The following is a 19,264-nucleotide window of genomic DNA, read 5'->3' on the forward strand; positions in this document are numbered from 1 at the left end:
CCTTTTTACTAGAATAGATCAAGTGAACCTATCTGAACGCAACACCATGCTAGGAAATTTTCAAGCCAGTCATCTGAGAATTGAACTCAACGCCAGCGAAACTAAAATTAAAGACAGTCTCCTCAAATTTAGCAATCTCCGTCAATGGTTATGGCCTCAAACATTTGAACCCAGTTTACCCGAACAACTTACGACAGGGATGAGTTTTACAAGTTGGGTGGGTGTAATTCCAATTCATCATCAAATAGAAAACGTCAATGATAACTGTCTAAGAATGTTGCTTTCACAGGGCATAGATGGCTATCATGAGTGGTCTTGGGGCGATGGATGGGTACAATCTCGTTTAGAGGGTATCTCACTCCTACCGCTTAATTTAGGGCAAACTTGGAGTTTAACAAAATTGCGTCAGTTCGTCTCCTCCCAATCCTAGCTTATGTCCCTTCGATTTGAAACTGAACGACTGATCATCCGCGATTGGCAACTACCAAAAGATGCAACAGCCGCTTTACAAATTTATGGTCATCCCAATGTCACAAAATTTTTAAGATCAATCCGTCCCGATCTCGCATCAGTTTGTGAATATTTATTCCAAAAACTTGACAAATATCGGCTTCTTAATAATGGTACAAATTGGTGGGCAATTACTGAGAAAAACACAGGCGAGATAGTTGGGTCAATTATTCTTCAATTGTTACCAGATCATCTAGGAAATCCAACATCAGATTATGAAATTGGCTGGCATTTGGGTTATGACTATTGGGGAAGAGGCTATGCAACTGAAGCGGCTCAACGTGTTTTAGAATATAGTTTTCAGGAGTTAAATTTATCAATTATTTATGCAGTGGTTCATCCCGATAATTTAGCCTCAGTCCGCGTCACACAACGTTTAGGTATGTTGCCGATGGGACGAACTAATAAATATCATGGCTGCGAGTTATTACTGTTTGAATTAGAAAAAGCCTTTAATCATTTACTCTGATTTAAAGCTTTGAGCATTTTCGAGGGCTTGTTTATCCTGCAACAAAACTGACAATCTCGACCTAATGTAAATAATAGATGGCGTTATGGGTATTTATAGATTAGGAAACATTGTTTGACGTTGCTTTGGAGAAAAAACCGATGTCACTCGAAGAAGGTATAAAAGCCTTACAAAGGCAAGAATACACTGAAGCGATCGCACTATTAGAAACCTATTGCCAGCAATCAGCCAATGTGCAATCACCTTTTTATATTCAAGGTAAAATGGCGTTAGCGCGGGCTTATCGAGGCAATAATTATAAAGAACAAGCGATTAAGATTGCTCAAGAACTGACAAAGCATAAAGATCGAGAAACCCGTTCTTGGGCTAAAAGTTTTCTATTGATTCTTGATGCCGAAGAGCGACAAAATAGTGTAGTGTCTTCTCATCCGATCGCCCAAATCTCCTCAAAAGCAGGACGTACCACTTCTTACGGTGTTAAGTTAGCCATGCAAGGGATCGGGGGAAATCTAGCTTTAGCATCCAGCATCACCATTTTCTTGCTGTTTGGCATGGTGATGATGCTATGTTTAGCATTATTATTGATACTTAACGATTCAGTCAATCCTGTCACGGGTTTAGGAATTTCCGTTCTTGTCACCCTCGTTTTTAATGCAGTCGTTTTTTTTGTGTCCCCTTGGATTATGGATTTAACACAAAATTGGCTGTATAAAACACGTTGGGTAACTTTGAGCGAAATTAAGCGTTATAGTCCCGAAGCCGTATCGGTAATTCAAAATGTTTGCCGCGAAAAAGGACTGAATACGCCGCGTTTAGGCATTATTGACGATGAAAACCCCACCGCTTTTACTTACGGTTCCTTGCCCAATCAGGCTCGTTTAGTCGTCAGTCAGGGACTTTTTACATATCTTGCTGATGATGAAGTGGCTACAGTGTATGCTCATGAATTAGGGCATATTGTCCATTGGGATTTTGCGATAATGACGATCGCAGCAACATTAGTTCAAATCACTTATCTAATCTATATATTTGCCCGTCAGATCTGTCGCAAAAATGATAATAAAATCGGTGATGTCGTCAATATGGCAGCACTTGGGGCTTATATTTTCTATTTCATCGGCACCTATTTAACACTTTATTTATCACGGACTAGAGAATATTTTGCTGATCATTTTGCTGCCGAAGTCACTGGAAACCCAAATGGTTTATCTCGTGCATTAGTAAAAATTGCCTACGGGATTTTAGAACAACAGAACGCTAATCAACCGATTACACTATTAGAAGGAACTCGCGCCCTCGGAATTTATGATCTCAAAGCCGCCGTTGGTGTAGGAACTGCTTATCGTATTACCAGTGATGCCCGCAGAATTGGACGAGTCTTTTTATGGGATTTGTATAACCCTTGGGGATGGTGGACAGAAATTAATTCAACGCATCCACTAACGGGGAAACGGGTTCGAGCGTTGAGTACCTATGCTGAGCAAATGGACTTACCCACTGAGTTTAATATGGCAGATGTGGTCAAAGAGGGTAAAAATCTAGATCGCTCTAAACTCTATGGCAATTTTGTTTTTGATATTTTTCTGTTTAATGCTCAATTGATTGGTATAGTTTTGGGGCTACTTTCTACATTGATCTTGTTACAATCTGAATCAAATCATGTTCTAGCATGGCTTAGCTTACCATTAATCGGTTTTGGCTTTGGTACACTGATTAAAGTCGCTGTTATGTATCCTAATCTCAACAAAGCGACGGTTACCGATATTTTTACGCTGATGAGTGATCCTTATGCTAGTCCGTTAAGAGGTCGTCCCGTAAAGATCAAAGGTCAAATTATCGGACGCGGGGACGCAGGATATCAATTTGGCTCTGATTTGATGGTACAAGATGCCACAGGGCTAATTTTTACCCGCTATTCCTCTCGTTTGGGTGGCTTAGGTAATTTTCTGTTTGGTTGGACTAAAGTTCAAAAGTTAATTGGTGAAGATGTCCGTATGGTGGGGTGGTTTCGCCGTAGCGTTACCCCTTGGATTGATTGGATTTCAATAACGCACCGAGGGACAACCATTAAAAGCCATCACCGTTTTTGGGAAATAGTCATGGGTATCATTGCTATTATCATTGGCGGGTTGTTGTTATTTAGCGTTCCCCAAGCTTAAAACTTTCTTAAGTTGCGTCCTACAAAACCAGTAATTAAGTTAGCGTAAAAGAAAGAAAACTCATCAACCAAGGATTTATGACTTTAACTGAATTTTCTTATCTGCTGGGTTTACTGGTTCCAGGATTGCTCCTTTCTATTTTGGTTTTGGCTTGTTTTGCTAAAGGGGGTTAATTTTATTTTTAATTTTTAGGCGGTTGGGGAGGAATCGAATCAACATTAGATAACGCCACTTCTAAATCGCGCCGTTGTTCCATTTGACTTAAAAAGTAGCCCGTCATCATCGCACTAGCTAATAAATTTGCGAGATTTTCACGGTCAGTGGTAATTTGTATATTAAATTCTTCTGAAGGCAACATCCCCACGATACCCATAACATTGTTATTAATGATTTGTTTAATCTCAGGACTCGCTGACTGAGCAATATAAGCTAAGGTTTCAGGTTGTTGTCTCTGAAGATATTCCATTAAGGTGTTGTCGTCCTGTTCTTCGGAGATATTGTGCAAGAAATCAGGGTTAAAGCTCATTATATTTCTTAGAATTAGATCAATATTTACTCTAGGTTAACTTACTTGAATTAAAACGGTGAGTAGTTTCATACTATCTTCTGATTACTCATCATTTAAAGATCTTGCTTTGAGTGAATTGACATGATGATGAATGATTAGCCCAATAACTGAGAGATTTGATCGATCTCAAAATATTGATGAAATTTATCGGTTACTTCTAGCCAATAAGAACGCCCATCTATTTGACGACGTTTGCGAATAAATCCTAACTCCACCAATTCTTGTACCTGTTGATAAGCGGTACTGCCTCGAAGCATAATTAAATCGGTTTGCAAAATGGGACTTTTCAGTGCGATCGCGGCTAAGGTTCTCAGACAACCCGTTCCAAGTTCGGCGGGGATCAAGTCTTGCATTAGGTTTTGATAAAGCGAACGCAATTGCAAACTATAACCCGTTGGTGTTTCAATAACTTCTAAAGCACTATCTCGATGGGCATAGTCTGACATCAATTCTATCATCGCATCTTCTACTTCAGAGCGATCGCATCCCGCACATTCGGCAAGTTCGCCTAGAGAAAGAGGTTGACCTTTCAAATAAAGAATAGCTTCAATTTTTGTCGCTAGTCTCATGTTATTTAATCTAAACGGTGTCCAGTCATTTCCACAAAAATATCTTCTAAATTGGACGCTCGACTCATCACACCTGTTTTATCGACAAGAGTTTCTAAATACAAATTCGCTTGCTCCAAAGTAGGAAAAAACTTGTAATCTAAATGATCTTCTACTTGTTTAATCACTAAACCTTCGCCATATTTATGACGAAAATCAGTCAGGGTTCCTAATTTGATCAATTTTCCGCTATCCATAATACCGATCCTACCCTGTTTTCCCGTTCCTTGCTCACCACACAAGAATTCAACTTCTTCCATGTAATGAGTAGTTAATAATATGGTCATTCCCTGACGATTTAAGTCTCGAATGACTTCCCACAAACGACGGCGGTTCTGTGGGTCTAAACCGACGGTAGGCTCATCTAGAAAGAGAATTCGCGGTTGATGTAATAAAGCACGAGCAATTTGTAACCGTCGCTTCATCCCACCTGAAAGGGTTTTTGCTAATACGTCTTTGCGATCGATTAAACTCATATAATCAAGCCACTGATCGATTAAGGATTGTCGCTGGCTATTAGGGATATGGTGCATTCGTCCATGAAATTCCATATTCTCCCAAACCGTCAGTTCACCATCAATACTGATTTGTTGTAATACAACACCTATATTACGTTTTACCTGATCACGATGACGATGAATATCATACCCTGCGACTTGAATCTGTCCTTGTGACGGTTGGGTTAGAGTAATCATCATCCGAATGGTGGTTGATTTTCCCGCACCATTGGGCCCGAGTAAACCAAAAATTTCTCCCTCTTCAATATCAAAAGAAAGATTATCAACCACTGGAACTTGATTATAAAGCTTGTATACGTTTTGAACGGAAATCGCCGCAACCATTATTCTTTTGTTACAAAAATTCACTATTTCTCTAGTCTATCCCAAATCCCTAAATAATTGATAGAGACGAGCCATGACGCGTCTCTACGATCACCCAAAAAGGCAAAAGACCCTAGAGGAATTTTCCTAGAGTCTGTCTTCAAATTGGGTGGTTTTTTAGAGAGCTTAATCTTTAATCTCTTATAAGATAAACCCAGAATTAAATTAAGTTGGTGACGTAACTCACTCAATATTGTTGATATTCTTCACACGTTGAATGATTCAGCGATGAAAAACCCCAACACTTAAAGGCTGGGGATTCTATGATTTTTGTAAATCTATATTTTATTTGACAAATTAATGATTTTATGTATTTCAGGAAAGCCATTCTAAAACAGCTTCATCTTTAGTGTTAGTGTTGCGCGAAGGAGTTTCACGGTTGAACTTCATGTGGATTGAGCGAGTTTGTTCGCCATCTACTGCAACTGCCATAATCGGATAATCGATTAAACCGTCTTGGAAAGACATTTGGAAACGGAAGGTACCATCAGAATTAAGTTTAATCGGACGACCGCCAATTGTTACCGTAGCATCGGGTTCTGTCGCACCATAAACGATTAATTCTGCATCAGCTACTAACCAGAATTTCCGAGGACGTGTGGGAATTGCCGAAGCCGAGAAACCAACACCCGACATCATGCCGACGCCCGAATAACTTAGCTCACCCGAAACAGTAGGAACAGCCCACATACCAACGCCCGAGGGGAAGACGTAGGAACTGAGAACCTCTTGGGGTAGTGCCGATGATGGAACTTGTTGCATCGAACCAAACAGAGAACCTGCAATCCTTTGTGCTTCAACTCCTTGAGCCATTGCAAAGAGATTATCATAAAGCGGATTAGCCATATCTGCTGGTGTCGGTGCCGTGTAGCTTTGTTGACGCTTACTGGGGGGAACAAGTTCGTAAATGGTTTTGCTAACGAGTTCTTCTTGCCAGTTGACGGTTACAAAAACATCTTCAATCCAATCAGAGGGATAAACTGGAGGAATACGAACGGGTGTTGAGCGTCCTAAAATCAGCCAACGACCATCAGCACAACGATAACCGATATCGATGACATAATCACGATCGCTCACAGGGATCGGCATATACCATTCTCTAGCCATTTCATCACAGAGATATTCTTGAACACTGTGAGGGCTTTGATATTCTAAGCTAACATCGGTTACATCATACAGACGTAAAGCCAGTTGTTGACCGCCTTGACGACGTAGATCTTCTTTATGATTATTTGGGATATCCCAGTAAGCATAAGCCCATTGGGGATCTCTAGGCATCAAAACGATACGGCTTTCTCCATATCCTCTGGGCAAATCTCCTAGCCCTTCATCAACTGTCGCTAAAGAACTTCCGATTTCATCATTTTGACCTAACTCAAACTTCGATGCTTCCACTTTTTGCTCCTCTTGAATCGTATCTGTATAAGTTGGGCTAATCATGGGACTCAGCGTTCCCTGCATTTTCATAGCTTGAAGTACAGCTTCTAGTAATTGCGATTTCCGCATTCTGCTGTAACGAGAGATATTGTATTGACTCGCAACTCGACGCAGTTGCCGTAAAGTCATTTCATCTAAAGTTGGGCGTTCTTGTGCCATTTGTACGTAAACTCTCCGATTCTCGCGTTCAGGGCGTCATCTACTCCTGTCAAAAGTAGGTCATTTTGATCACACCAGATCAGATGCCTTGCTGTTGTTTTTCCATTCAGTAGGTTTTTACACTCACTGGGATCAGGAATTACTCTTTATGTAACAAAACTTTTCCCCTAATGGTCAAGGGGTTAAAAGCTTAATTTATCGGCAATTCACGAGTTTAATAGCCACACGGGGATCAATATGTCATGATTTCATAACAAAACTGATGTGACGGAGATCAATTGTTTAAACTCAGAAATTCTATGGACAAGACGATGATCTATCACAAACTTGTTGGTAAAGTTTCTTATAATATTCTTGACTAAGGCAATAAGGGAACACTTGCAAGCTGATATGGCAAACACGGCAAAAATTGAAACTAGAACAGAACCCATGGTACTTAACATGGGGCCGCATCATCCCTCAATGCACGGGGTTTTGCGCTTAATCGTCACTCTTGATGGTGAGGATGTGATTGATTGTGAACCCGTCATTGGTTATTTACATCGTGGGATGGAAAAAATCGCCGAAAGTCGAACAACTGTGATGTATGTCCCCTATGTTAGCCGTTGGGACTATGCAGCAGGGATGTTTAACGAGGCAATTACGGTTAATGCACCCGAAAAGTTAGCGAATATTCCAGTACCGAAGCGGGCGCAGTATATTCGAGTGATTATGCTCGAATTAAACCGTATTGCGAATCATCTACTGTGGTTAGGCCCCTTTATGGCAGACGTTGGCGCGCAAACTCCCTTTTTCTACATTTTCCGCGAACGGGAACTGATTTACGATCTGTGGGAAGCTGCAACGGGCTATCGCATGGTAAATAATAACTATTTCCGTGTTGGTGGGGTAGCAGTTGATTTACCCTATGGATGGGTGGATAAATGTCTCGACTTCTGTGATTACTTTGAACCTAAAGTCGATGAATATGAAAAATTGATCACCAATAATCCGATTTTCCGTCGTCGTGTTGAAGGTGTCGGGACAATCACACGAGATGAAGCGATTAACTGGGGTTGTAGTGGGCCAATGTTACGGGCTTCTGGCGTGAAATGGGACTTACGCAAGGTTGATCGCTACGAATGTTATGATGAGTTAGACTGGGATGTTCAGTGGGAAACGGCTGGAGATTGTTTTGCTCGTTATCTCGTTCGGGTTCGGGAAATGCGCGAATCGGTCAAAATCATCCGACAAGCCATCAAAGCTTTACCTGGTGGACCTTATGAGAATTTAGAAGCCAAGCGGTTAGCAGAAGGCAAAAAATCGGAATGGAATGGCCCAGACTATCAGTACATTGCTAAAAAAGTTCCGCCAACTTTTAAGATTCCTAAAGGTGAACATTATGTACGCCTAGAAAGTGGTAAAGGCGAACTTGGGATTTTTATCATTGGTAATGATGATCTGTTCCCTTGGCGTTGGAAAATTCGCGCCGCCGACTTTAATAATCTGCAAATTTTACCTCACCTTTTAAAAGGCGTAAAAGTAGCCGATATTATGGCGATTTTAGGCAGTATTGATATCATTATGGGTTCGGTTGATCGATAATTTTATTAGGGATTGGATTTACTTCCATTCCCTTAAAATTCTTGTTTTGCTCCCTCAGCGTTTTTTGAGTTAAGCGATCGCCATAAACTAATAAGCGTTCGATCGCATCAATCCGATTTTGCCAAACTTGGACTTGATAAGCATTTTGTTGCTGATGTTCACTCATCCAACTCTCCATAGAAGCGCGAAACTTTTTAAGAGTGCTTTGAGCATAAGCTAAATTAGCAGGTGAGGGATTTTGAGCTAATTGATTTAAGGTTCCAGCCAAATAATCCGCCTGTTGACTCCAATATTTTAGAGTCCCTTCATTCATCGCTAATTGCTGATTAACGATTAAAAAACTCCACTCTTTTTGTAAAGCTTGAAAACGAAGGGCTGCTGCTTGGAACGGTTGACGATAGGGAAGGGGTTCGGGGTTTTGAGGAGAAATAGCCCCCTGAGTCCGATTTAAAATACCCTCTAAATTGGGGGTTAAATTTTCGGCAGCAAAAAGCGCAAAACCTGTGGTTGGCATATTACGGAGTAGTTGCATCTGATCGACGGTTACTGGATCAGGCACTTTGAGTAAGCGAATACCTGGAATAATTAAACTAGCACCCGCCGTCATCGGTTCATACAGCAATTGTGTTCGTTCTTCTAAATTTCCCGTATCCAGAGCATAGGTCATCAGACAAATTAGATCAACCCAATCATTTTGTCCCCAAAGTTCCCAATTTTGTTGAAGTCTGTATAAACGTTCACGTTGGGGTAGGGGAAAAACCGCCGCCGAAATCACAAGATTAGGTTTAATTTGTTTTAAACGAGTTGAAGCGATCGCCACAAAATTAGTTACCTGTTGCGCCCGAAAACTTGTCCAAGAATTCCATAATGGACTATTGGGATCAAGATCAATCGGATCAACTCCCGTTTCTTGTTTAAACAGCCATCTTGAAGAATTACTATAGCCAAAGGTTTCATTCGCTTGTGGTGCTTGAAAGGGATAGCGAATATAGTCAAACTGCACCCCATCAACATCATAGTTTCTTACAATTTCTTCTAGGAGCGATAAAAGATATTGCTGTACTTCGGGATTAGCGGGATCATAAAATGCTTTTTTATAGTCTCGTCCGTAGTCAAAGGGATCGCCCTCTTTATTCGTAATAGCCCAGTCGGGATGAAGCGACAACACTGGGCCTAAATAGTTTTTCGGTTGTCCCATCACTTCATTATGACGTTGATTAGCAGCCGCGAAAATCCATGTCCAGGCGTGAATTTCCATCCCTCTTTCGTGAGCAAGTTTAACAGCAGCTTTTAGAGGGTCCCAACCTTGAGTTAAAGGATTTTGTTCTGGAGCGATCGCACTCGGATAAATCGGGTAACTTGCATTAATCGTCTCAAAAAAAACGACGTTAATTCCAGCAAAAGCCATGCGATCAAATATTTTAGCTAAATCTGCTTCTGATTTTGCTTGTACGATCGTTCCTCGATCTAACCACATCGCCCGTATTTCGGGTTGTGCAAACTGGCGATCGGTTGGATAATTATCCCAGAGTGTTCGTCGTGCATTTAACCAAAGTTCTCTAGCTTGTTCATATTGTTTCGCCTCAACAAGTTGCTGAAAATTGACAAGGGTTTCTTTAGCTTGTTGCACAATTTTTGATGAATGATGATCCCTTGATGTACTGAGATCTGTATTATTTTGTTGTGAAGTTTCAATAATTTTTCTTGACGATAAATCCAAATTACTGTTACTCGCGTTGGCTGCTAGTAATGTACTTTCATAACGAGAAATTAGATCACTCAACTCATCGCTCATTTCAGTAACTTGTTGCTTGGTAAAGCCTTGAGGTTGAGCAGGTTCAAGAAGTCTAACCTGTTCTTGAGGTTGTGGTTCTGTTACGGTCTGGTTTACGAGTGTTTGTGGCTTTTTCGCTGTAGGTGACGCTGTAACAGCAGGTTTTGTATTTCGAGCAATATTAGAGTTTTCTTGACAGGGGACTGCTTGTAACATGGCGTTTACTTCTGGGGTGACACCATGACGCGAGAGAGCCGCCCTTAACCAAGCTGAGTCAAGACTTTCAGGAGAAACTCCATCAACACCCCAACGCCACCCCAAATAAGTAGCTTTGCGGGTGCCAACGACAGCAGGGGGTTTACCTTTGGATAACCAAATTGCTAAAGTTTGGCTGTTTACACCAGTAGGAATAATGACACCACCTGTGAGAGTATTCGATAAACTACGTGGATTAGAAAAATTAGTTTGTCCAGACTCATTAAGCTTAAGAGTAGCCGCCGAACTATTGGCAAAACCCCAATAAGCACCGAAAATCGATTTTAATTTTGTCCGAATTTCAGGCTGAGACAGATTTCCGGTTGGCCCTGTAACAATTACCTGCCCCCCGCGACTCATCCATTGTTGAAGTGCGCTCGCCTGTGAACCATTAATATTTTCGACATTAGGCAAAAACAAAACCTTAAAGTTATTAAGATCCTTTTCTTCTTGCCAATTTACCGTATCTAGAATACAGTAACTAACCCCAACAGACTGCAAGCGTTCTGTGATTGTTGACCATTGTTTCACATTTTCTTGACTTCTGACGACTCCAACAGGAATACCCAGAGCAAGTACAGGTTTTTGCAAAAATTTAAAGGGGCAAAGTGTTAAACAAAAAGTGAGAAAGTGGACAGAAAATAAATTGGCTTTTCTAATTTTTTTCAATTTCGACTTTGACACAAACTTTTTCCTCACCTTGTTTCGCAACCTGTCAAAAATATAATAGCCGTTTATTTTAATACAGGAAACTTTTTTCATAAACGGATTAAGATGTAGCTAAACAATTAGATCGGAAAACGCTTCATCGCTGTAATTGCTGTTCTCGCATTTTCTCTAAGATTTGCTGGTATTCCTTGGATTTGGGGAATTTGCCAGAGTAAATCAACGGTACGTCGCAACAGACGCACTAGATCACCTTCATCCAGATTTGTATTTTCACAAATTTCTTGCCATTGACTGCCCTGTGTCCACTGAGCTACCAAACCTAATAACTGATTTTCTAACCAAACTGGGATTGTAATTTCATAGCGAGTTTGAGCTTGATAAAGTTGACGGCGAATTTCTCGTAAACTGACTGGGTTGGGTTCAGTGCGGCGAAATGTTTCTAAAACTTCTGCGGGTGCGGGATAATTACACCAAGTATCAGGGCGTAATGGTTCTGTAATCACAGCACTCATGGCAGCCGCTAAATCATGAGGTTCTAAATGATCGAGTTGCCCCGACATCAGGGCTAAACCTAACCAAAGCTCATTTTCACCGCGAATCGTTGCTGCGGCTTTGCCTAATTCGGTCGGGTGATAACCGTCTAAAGCGTTAAATTCTCGTAAAATTTCAATCAAATTAAGAAATTCTTCCCAATAATAAGATTTACGAGACTGCTGTTTTTGTAATTGAATTTGGCTTTTGTGGAGTTGTTCGCGCAAACTAAGACGATGATAAAACAATTTCAGCAATCGGCCAGGGTTTTTCCGTTGATTGATTGGATGTTCGTTTAGTTGTGTTTCGACTTGAGCAATTCGTTGCGCTTGTTCTATAAGTTCGACAGGTGTTTCTATAGGACGAGCATAAGCTTCAATTTTTTGACTAATTTGGGCTGTTTCTTCATCCCCTTTGCGGTTACCCCCCAGTTGTTTAAAGTCTAACTGAGAATAGGACAAATGATCTAATGCACGAATTGGCACAGAACCAGAATTAATCGCAGTGACATCGCCATAGGGTGCAAGATACCAACGGTTATCCTCCCCTAAACAGACTAAATCAGGGGCTTGCCCTGCTCCTGAGACGGTGCAAACAAAAATGGATCGAATCGGGTCACTGACTTTAATATACTTGCCTTTGAGATGCAAAATTTGACCTGGTGCTATCTGAGGAAGTTTGCTAATAATTTCCTGTTTAGTCTGGTTAGTCACTTGCTGTTCTAAGATTTTGAACAGACGTTCTTCTTCTCTGAGGCGTTCTTTTAGCTTTTGATAACTGATCACCTGTGTCTGTTCGACTCCCGCTAATTCGATATCCAGTTTAGCAAGTTCAGTGGTAAGAGTTGCGATCGCTTGTTTATCTGGAGTCAGTCTGAGTCGGGCTAAATATTCCGCGAAACTTCTTTCTAATAAATCTTTCGCCTCTTCTAAAGAATGTTTTTGCAGTAGGTTTAACACCATCCCATAAGAGGGTGTAAAACAACTTTGTAAAGGTTCGGGTTTAGCAGTAGCCAAAAAAGCGGCTTCTTTTGCTCCTTCAAAGGGAGTTTGTACGGTAACGACATGGCCTACTTCATCCATACCCCTACGTCCTGCGCGCCCTGCAATTTGCACAAATTCTGAGGGGGTCAACATACTATGACCGTCATCGGTTCGCTTAGAAAGGGCTGAAATTACCGTTGTTCGCGCTGGCATATTAATTCCCGCCGAAAGGGTTGCCGTAGCGAAAACAACTTTAATTAAGCCCACCTCAAACAATTGTTCTACTAATTCTTTCCAAAGCGGTAAAATTCCCGCATGATGGGCGGCAATGCCTCGCGTTAGGGGTTCAAGTTGATCGAGTCTAATGAGTTGAGACACTTCGGCTAAAAATTGCCACAAAGTTAGTGCGACCGAAGAATTTAAGAGTAAAAAGTCAAGCAGTCGCTCTTCTGCTTGGGGCTGATTTGCTAAAAAGGCGGCTAATTTCTCGTATAATTTCGGATTTTCGGGTTCAAACCATTGTAATAAGGCTTCTTGTAGCGGTAGATTTTCCGACAAAAAGAAGACTAAAAGGCGATAATGAATGGCTCTGGTTTCAGCTTCATTAACCAGTGTGATCCCTTTTAATTCTCGCATCGCCTGATCACAACCCCGACGACTAAAAATCACGTAAATGGCAGGCAACATATCTTTAGCGCGAAGTTGTTCAACGACCATCGAGATATTAGGACAGTCTTCTCGTTTGTTGCGTCGTCTTTTGCCGTTATTGCCTTTTTCTTTTAGACGTGGATTAATCTTACTTTGTTTACCATCAAGTAGAGGGAATAGCCCTTCTTTGTTTGTAAAATAAAACCGCAGAGGAACGGGTCGATAATCAGAGTTAATCAGTTCACAGGTGGAAATATGACGACCATTACCCGCAGCAACACGAACTTTGTTGATCCAGTCGGTGAGTTCTTCGGGGTTACCAACAGTAGCAGAAAGCGCGACCAGTTGAATAAATGGAGGACAATAAATAATCGATTCTTCCCAAACGGTACCACGTCCACGATCGCTAATGTAGTGGCATTCATCTAAAACGAGCGTTTCCACATTTTCGAGAGATGTCCCTACTTGACCAATGGGGGTTTCATAGAGCATATTCCGAAAAATCTCGGTTGTCATGACGACTACTGCGGCATCAGGATTATAGACGGTATCGCCAGTAATTAAGCCGACTTCTTCAACACCTATTTTTTCTTGGAAATCTCGAAACTTTTGGTTAGATAAGGCTTTAAGAGGAGTTGTATAAAAAACTCTTTTTTTTCTAGCCAAGGCTCGATAAATCGCATATTCTCCAATCAGGGTTTTTCCTGAGCCTGTCGGAGCGCATACTACAACGGATTTGCCGCGATCTAGGGCGGAGATCGCCTGTTTTTGGAACTCATCTAGTTCAAAGGGAAAAATTAACTTTAGGTCTAACGGTACATTCGTTCCTAAATCATTCACGTAATAGCAACACCGATATCGTTTATTTGATGTATTGGCTCTATTGTATCGAACGACTCCTGTTTACGGTGAGAAGATTGTGAAAATCTCTAAAAATGTATCTAATTTTACTGAAGTTTATCGCTAAAGATCTGGCAATCTTTAAAAGGTAATGTGGTTAAGCTCAATTGTTCCTCTTCTGAATCCATTAAAGTTATAGGGGATTCAATTGGTTGATAAGCTGTCCAAATGACACGATTTAAGGCTCGTCGCATGACACCTACTAAATTTTCCCAAGTGAGTTTTTCATAATTAGTTAATTCGCGTTCTTCTAAGAGTTTTTGTAATTCGTTTAAAGCCACTTTAGCCTTTTGAGAATTAGATTCTATTTCAGATATCAAGGGTGTTGAAGAACGAATCGGATCTCTTTGCACTGCTGCAATACCCTGTCTAACGGCTATTTTGATTTGTTCTTGATATTGTCTTTGTCCTAATAATCTCTGTTGATTTTTTCCTTTTTCACTTGAAGCGTATAAAGGGGGCAAACGGTTTAGAGCAAAAGTAGCTACTTCAATCTGATTTAGATATTGAGCTAATGAAGATGGATAGTGTTTAAGTTGCTTTTTGATTTCAGCATAGACTAACTCTTCTATAATATTTAAGTGTGTATGAGGCGGCTGATGATCAACTTTATTCATTGCTCTGTACTCCGATATACCGCTTTAGCTGTTGGGTCTGAATTCTATAGATTTTTTGGAGTTTATAAGAGTGATTCTACTCTTGACTCCATCTTAATTTATCGAACTATAGTAGAATTGTCGAGATCTTTTCGGTCAATTGATTGATAATTCATCAAATCTTTAAACAAACAAATCAAACTTTATAAAATCTTTATTTATGTCTAATTAATTTAGGACTTGGATAAGTATTTCAAGAAATAACCAACTAAATAGAGAGAACCGCATAAAACAATAGTCGGTTCAGGTTCAGTATTTTCCCCTATGGCTGTATCTAAAGCATTAAAAAGCTCATTAAATGTTTGTACTTGGCTGAGGTTTGGACAAACTGTTTTAGCTAAAATGGCTAATGAATCAGGATTTGCTGTACTGTGATCGGGAACAGGAACTAATGATAATCGATCATGGGGACGTAGGATGGCTCGAAAAATATCTTCGTGATCCTTTGTACTTAGCATTCCCATCACCCAATGGATCGACTGATTTAAAGTGTTAACATATTGTCTTAAAACCACAGCAGCAGCAGGGTTATGTGCGCCATCGACTAATAAACGCTTATTTTTCCATTGAACCCATTGTAAACGCCCTAACCAGCGTGTCTTTTCCATCCCTTGAGAAATTGCTGTATCAGAAATTGACCAGCCGTTTTGTCGTAAAATACCTAATGTAGTCATAGCGATCGCAGAATTCATTAACTGTACTTGACCTAATAAAGGCAATGGATATTCGATTTCTATTAAATTTTCTAATTGATATTTAGCCGTTTGTTCTTGGGTAAGTATTGCAGGTTTTACCCAAATTGTCGGACAGTTTAACGCTTGACTTTTTTCTTCTACGACGCTTTTAGCTTCTGTTGGTAATTGACCAATGACCGCAGGACAATTTAACTTTAGAATACCTGCTTTTTCGGTCGCAATGTTCGCGATCGTCGGGCCTAAATTTTGCCAATGTTCTCGACTAATTGATGTAATAACACTGACTAAAGGATTTTCTAAAACATTGGTTGCATCGAGTCTTCCCCCTAAACCCACTTCCATAATGGCTAGATCTACTTTATTTTGTGCGAAATAGTACCAAGCAGCAGCCGTAATGACTTCAAATTGTGTTGGACTTTCTTCATCGGCAGAAATTACAGATTGAATGGTTTTAAGGATTTCTGCGAGGCTTTCTGTCGTAATGGGTGTTTCATTGATACAAATTCTTTCAGTCCAGTCGATGAGATGTGGCGAAATATACCGACCCACTTTGTAACCCGCTTCGGTCAAAATAGAGGACAGATACGCACAAACGGAACCCTTACCATTCGTACCTGTTACATGAATAATCTTAACCTGATGATGAGGATTTCCTAACGCGCTTAGAAGTCGGTTAATTCTTTCTAACCCAAGATGTACCCCAAAACGTTGAAAGGGTACCAGCAAAGCATCAATATTCGTTGACATCACTATCTATTCAATTTCAGCCACTTCAACACTGTAAACTCGTTGCTTCACTCAAATATATTAAGTAATGTAACAATTATACCGTCATAGCGTCATAGCGTCTTGACAGGCGTAGAAAAAGTCGATAAGTTAAAGAAGCATACCCGGGTAACACCAATTAGAGTGATATGCAAGATAAGCAAAAAGTCACACTATATCTTCCCCCAGGAGTCCATCGTCAACTAAAAATTAGGGCTGCAATAGATGAACAATCAATGTCATCCGTTGTAGAGAGGGCGATCGCCTTCTACCTGAAGTATCCTGAGAAAGTACAAGAAGTAGAAGAAGCGACATACGGTAAAACCCATCAAGTTCATGTTTGTCCAGAATGTGAAGCAGCGATGGTGATGAGAGAAGGAACGCTAGTTTCTTTAAAACATCAGCCCAGTGTCATAACAGACGACTTCCCACTCGAAGTACCAGAACCAGTTTGTACTCAAGGTAACGCGGAAGGAGAAGCGGAGTTAGTTCCCTGCTAAAGCTTTCTTAGTCTAACACCGCAAACGCAAAATCGAACCGTAGAACCATTACACTTAGGTCGATGCCATGAAAGAAGAGCTCAATATCTTAGTTCAAGCTCAATACCCCCTGATTTACCTCGTCACATCTGAAGAGGAACGGGCAGAGCAGGCGATTGCAAAAATAGCTCAAATGAATACACAGCATCGGCGAGTGTATGTGTGGACGGTAACACACGGTATTGTGGAATATGGGCAGCCCAGACAAGCCACGCAGCATAACACAGTTTCTCCCGAAGCAGCGATCGAATGGACAGTCAGACAAAGAGAAGCAGGAATCTATATCTTTAAAGATTTACATCCGTTTATCACGTCTGCTGCTGTCACTCGTTGGCTAAGAGATGCGATCGCAAGTTTTAAAGGAACAGAAAAAATTATCGTCTTGATGTCACCCTATCAAGAAATTCCCATTGAGTTAGAAAAAGATGTTTCTGTCATTGATTTCCCTCTACCTGATTTAACAGAACTCAATCAAGTTTTAACCCAACACTTAGAAAAAAATAAAACTCGTCGCATCACCACAGAAGTACGAGAAAAACTCCTCAAAGCGGCACTAGGTTTAACCAAAGATGAATCTGAAAAAGTTTATCGCAAAGCTTACGTCAAAGCTAGTAAGCTAACCGAAGAAGAAGTCGACATTGTTTTATCAGAGAAAAAACAACTAATCCGACGCAATGGAATCTTAGAATTTATTGAAGAAGACGAAACCCTTGATGCAGTGGGCGGACTCGAAGAATTAAAAAAATGGCTACAGCAGCGTTCTAATGCCTTTACCGAACGCGCTAGAGAATATGGCTTACCCCAGCCCAAAGGGATGCTAATTTTAGGTGTACCAGGCTGTGGTAAGTCTCTCATTGCTAAAACGACATCGCGCCTCTGGGGTTTACCCTTACTGCGGTTAGATATGGGGCGAGTCTATGATGGCTCAATGGTCGGACGTTCTGAGGCTAACCTAAGAAATGCACTCAAAACGGCTGAGTCTGTTTCACCAACGCTACTGTTTATTGATGAACTCGATAAAGCATTTGCAGGAGGAACAGGTTCTGCTGACTCCGATGGCGGTACATCAAGTCGTATCTTTGGTTCTTTCCTCACTTGGATGCAAGAAAAAACCTCACCTGTCTTCGTGATGGCAACGGCTAACCGAATTGAAAGACTTCCAGGGGAATTTTTAAGAAAAGGACGATTTGACGAACTCTTTTTCGTCGATCTGCCCACCCCAGACGAAAGACAAGCTATTTTTAATATTCACCTTAGCAAACGTCGCTCCGACATTACACGCTTCGATTTAGAGCAGTTAGCCAAGGTATCTGATGGATTTTCTGGTGCAGAAATAGAGCAAGCGATCGTAGCTGCCATGTACGAGGCATTCGCTCAAGATCGAGAGTTCACCCAACTCGACATCATCGCAGCGATTAAATCGACCTTGCCCCTATCGCGTACCATGACTGAACAGGTAACAGCCCTCCGTGACTGGGCCCGCCAACGGGCAAGACCTGCTTCATCCTCCGTTGCTGAATATCAGCGAATGGAGTTCTAACAGACTTTCAGCCTGATCCCAACAGGTAGAAAGGCTAGCAATAACGCTAGCAGCACTCACAAAACACCGCTATCATTTCATAAAGGCGGTACTTTTAAACTCTCAAACTCTCAATTGTTGTTGTTCATTGTTGTCTACTGGAGGAAATTCCAATGTCTCATTTCAGCACTTTACGGACTAAAATCACCGATTCCGAAATTCTCAAAGCTTCCTTAAAGGATTTAGGAATTAATGTTAAAACCGAAGCCGATGTTCGTGGTTACAACGGTCAACGCATTCGTGCTGACTTAGTTGCGGTTTTAGAAGGTGAATATGATCTCGGTTGGTCTCGCAATAGCGACGGTTCTTTTGACCTCATCGCTGACCTCTGGGGTGTTGCTAAAAAACACAACCAAACCGAATTGATCAACTCAATCAATCAAAAATATGCTGTTAATAAAACCTTAGCAGAAGTTAAACAGCGCGGTCTAAGCAACGCTAACGTTAAGCTAGTTGTTCAAAACTAAGATTTACAGCGCGTTCCCAAGCCGAGGGGTTGACCAGCATTCCGGTTAACCCTTTTTTCTGTTTACTTAGCTCTGTTTTACGGTTTCTAGCGTGGATGTTCTAGATAAATACGGTATTATTTATCAAGCGATGAAGATAAAAGCCAGATGACGTAGCTCAAAATTGTTTTTTTTAAAGCTTTGGCAGTACTTAAAGATTATAAATGTCACAGGATAAGAAAATTTCCTAAAACTAAAGTCAGTTCTAGATAAATTGACTAATTACCCGCACTGACGTTAAAAAACCTAATTTTTGAATTATTCTAAAAACTCCTGTTTTTGAAAACTTTCATTTTTTGTTGCATGAGCATGATTTGATTAAAATAAAATTCTTATAAAAGGTAGTTTATTAATAAAAATAAATAAAATGAGTTTTCCTATAACTAAAC

At 40.7% G+C, this 19,264-nt stretch carries 15 protein-coding genes; 7 read left to right on the top strand and 8 right to left on the bottom strand.

Annotated features, from left to right (window positions below):
* Positions 1-46: 46 nt before the first annotated feature.
* The 3 genes from CFPU101_RS07740 (at position 47) to CFPU101_RS07750 (ending at position 3,138) form a co-directional block, all read left to right on the top strand.
* Positions 47-430, top strand: coding sequence for a hypothetical protein (locus tag CFPU101_RS07740; protein WP_206814752.1), 384 nt, complete (start codon positions 47-49; stop codon positions 428-430).
* A 3-nt stretch (positions 431-433) separates the two neighbouring features.
* The gene (locus tag CFPU101_RS07745; RefSeq protein WP_206814753.1) at positions 434-979 is read left to right on the top strand and encodes a GNAT family N-acetyltransferase; all 546 of its coding nucleotides are present in this window, start codon (positions 434-436) and stop codon (positions 977-979) included.
* A 140-nt stretch (positions 980-1,119) separates the two neighbouring features.
* Positions 1,120-3,138, top strand: coding sequence for a M48 family metalloprotease (locus tag CFPU101_RS07750; RefSeq protein ID WP_206814754.1), 2,019 nt, complete (start codon positions 1,120-1,122; stop codon positions 3,136-3,138).
* Between the two features lie 181 nt (positions 3,139-3,319).
* Here the strand turns inward: CFPU101_RS07750 and CFPU101_RS07755 are convergent, their stop codons facing one another.
* The 4 genes from CFPU101_RS07755 to CFPU101_RS07770 form a co-directional block, all read right to left on the bottom strand.
* Entirely contained in the window at positions 3,320-3,664 is a 345-nt protein-coding gene (locus CFPU101_RS07755; RefSeq protein ID WP_206814755.1) for a DUF760 domain-containing protein, read from the bottom strand.
* A 137-nt stretch (positions 3,665-3,801) separates the two neighbouring features.
* Positions 3,802-4,275: an SMC-Scp complex subunit ScpB gene (gene scpB / locus CFPU101_RS07760; protein WP_206814756.1), complete on the bottom strand. Its 474-nt coding sequence runs from the start codon at positions 4,273-4,275 to the stop codon at positions 3,802-3,804.
* Positions 4,276-4,280: 5 nt separating this feature from the next.
* Positions 4,281-5,156, bottom strand: a complete 876-nt coding sequence (locus CFPU101_RS07765) for an ABC transporter ATP-binding protein (RefSeq protein WP_206814757.1) — start codon at positions 5,154-5,156, stop codon at positions 4,281-4,283.
* A 354-nt stretch (positions 5,157-5,510) separates the two neighbouring features.
* The gene (locus CFPU101_RS07770) at positions 5,511-6,791 is read right to left on the bottom strand and encodes a DUF4912 domain-containing protein (RefSeq protein ID WP_206814758.1); all 1,281 of its coding nucleotides are present in this window, start codon (positions 6,789-6,791) and stop codon (positions 5,511-5,513) included.
* A 390-nt stretch (positions 6,792-7,181) separates the two neighbouring features.
* Between CFPU101_RS07770 and CFPU101_RS07775 the strand changes: the two genes are divergently transcribed.
* Positions 7,182-8,375, top strand: coding sequence for an NAD(P)H-quinone oxidoreductase subunit H (locus tag CFPU101_RS07775; RefSeq protein ID WP_206814759.1), 1,194 nt, complete (start codon positions 7,182-7,184; stop codon positions 8,373-8,375).
* On the opposite strand, the gene CFPU101_RS07780 is transcribed toward CFPU101_RS07775, so the two are convergent.
* The 4 genes from CFPU101_RS07780 to CFPU101_RS07795 all read right to left on the bottom strand — a co-directional run bounded on the left by CFPU101_RS07780 (position 8,353) and on the right by CFPU101_RS07795 (position 16,233).
* Entirely contained in the window at positions 8,353-11,073 is a 2,721-nt protein-coding gene (locus CFPU101_RS07780) for a family 10 glycosylhydrolase (protein ID WP_374191939.1), read from the bottom strand. The genes CFPU101_RS07775 and CFPU101_RS07780 overlap by 23 nt on opposite strands.
* A 119-nt stretch (positions 11,074-11,192) precedes the next feature.
* On the bottom strand, positions 11,193-14,075 hold the full coding sequence (locus CFPU101_RS07785) for an RNA helicase (RefSeq protein ID WP_206814761.1): 2,883 nt from the start codon (positions 14,073-14,075) through the stop codon (positions 11,193-11,195).
* A 107-nt stretch (positions 14,076-14,182) separates the two neighbouring features.
* Positions 14,183-14,752: a late competence development ComFB family protein gene (locus CFPU101_RS07790; protein WP_206814762.1), complete on the bottom strand. Its 570-nt coding sequence runs from the start codon at positions 14,750-14,752 to the stop codon at positions 14,183-14,185.
* A gap of 212 nt (positions 14,753-14,964) precedes the next feature.
* Positions 14,965-16,233 carry a folylpolyglutamate synthase/dihydrofolate synthase family protein gene (locus CFPU101_RS07795; RefSeq protein WP_206814763.1) on the bottom strand — a complete coding sequence of 423 codons (1,269 nt, stop codon included), beginning with the start codon at positions 16,231-16,233 and terminating at the stop codon, positions 14,965-14,967.
* A 167-nt stretch (positions 16,234-16,400) separates the two neighbouring features.
* On the opposite strand from CFPU101_RS07795, the gene CFPU101_RS07800 reads away from it, so the two are divergent.
* From CFPU101_RS07800 to CFPU101_RS07810, 3 genes are all read left to right on the top strand, one after another.
* A complete protein-coding gene (locus CFPU101_RS07800) occupies positions 16,401-16,751 on the top strand; it encodes a hypothetical protein (RefSeq protein ID WP_206814764.1) in 351 nt (116 codons plus the stop codon).
* Between the two features lie 67 nt (positions 16,752-16,818).
* Positions 16,819-18,330: an AAA family ATPase gene (locus CFPU101_RS07805; protein WP_206814765.1), complete on the top strand. Its 1,512-nt coding sequence runs from the start codon at positions 16,819-16,821 to the stop codon at positions 18,328-18,330.
* 152 nt (positions 18,331-18,482) lie between these two features.
* Positions 18,483-18,836, top strand: coding sequence for a DUF1257 domain-containing protein (locus CFPU101_RS07810; RefSeq protein WP_206814766.1), 354 nt, complete (start codon positions 18,483-18,485; stop codon positions 18,834-18,836).
* Positions 18,837-19,264: the final 428 nt, after the last annotated feature.

The organism is Chroococcus sp. FPU101, from assembly GCF_017312365.1.
Taxonomy (GTDB): domain Bacteria; phylum Cyanobacteriota; class Cyanobacteriia; order Cyanobacteriales; family Microcystaceae; genus Chroococcus.

Excerpts from the sequence above, each read along its gene's own strand:
- CFPU101_RS07740 (WP_206814752.1), top strand. The coding sequence starts at position 47 with ATGCTAGGAAATTTTCAAGCCAGTCATCTGAGAATTGAACTCAACGCC.
- CFPU101_RS07745 (WP_206814753.1), top strand. The coding sequence starts at position 434 with ATGTCCCTTCGATTTGAAACTGAACGACTGATCATCCGCGATTGGCAA.
- CFPU101_RS07750 (WP_206814754.1), top strand. The coding sequence starts at position 1,120 with ATGTCACTCGAAGAAGGTATAAAAGCCTTACAAAGGCAAGAATACACT.
- CFPU101_RS07755 (WP_206814755.1), bottom strand. The coding sequence starts at position 3,664 with ATGAGCTTTAACCCTGATTTCTTGCACAATATCTCCGAAGAACAGGAC.
- scpB (WP_206814756.1), bottom strand. The coding sequence starts at position 4,275 with ATGAGACTAGCGACAAAAATTGAAGCTATTCTTTATTTGAAAGGTCAA.
- CFPU101_RS07765 (WP_206814757.1), bottom strand. The coding sequence starts at position 5,156 with ATGGTTGCGGCGATTTCCGTTCAAAACGTATACAAGCTTTATAATCAA.
- CFPU101_RS07770 (WP_206814758.1), bottom strand. The coding sequence starts at position 6,791 with ATGGCACAAGAACGCCCAACTTTAGATGAAATGACTTTACGGCAACTG.
- CFPU101_RS07775 (WP_206814759.1), top strand. The coding sequence starts at position 7,182 with ATGGCAAACACGGCAAAAATTGAAACTAGAACAGAACCCATGGTACTT.
- CFPU101_RS07790 (WP_206814762.1), bottom strand. The coding sequence starts at position 14,752 with ATGAATAAAGTTGATCATCAGCCGCCTCATACACACTTAAATATTATA.
- CFPU101_RS07795 (WP_206814763.1), bottom strand. The coding sequence starts at position 16,233 with ATGTCAACGAATATTGATGCTTTGCTGGTACCCTTTCAACGTTTTGGG.
- CFPU101_RS07800 (WP_206814764.1), top strand. The coding sequence starts at position 16,401 with ATGCAAGATAAGCAAAAAGTCACACTATATCTTCCCCCAGGAGTCCAT.
- CFPU101_RS07805 (WP_206814765.1), top strand. The coding sequence starts at position 16,819 with ATGAAAGAAGAGCTCAATATCTTAGTTCAAGCTCAATACCCCCTGATT.
- CFPU101_RS07810 (WP_206814766.1), top strand. The coding sequence starts at position 18,483 with ATGTCTCATTTCAGCACTTTACGGACTAAAATCACCGATTCCGAAATT.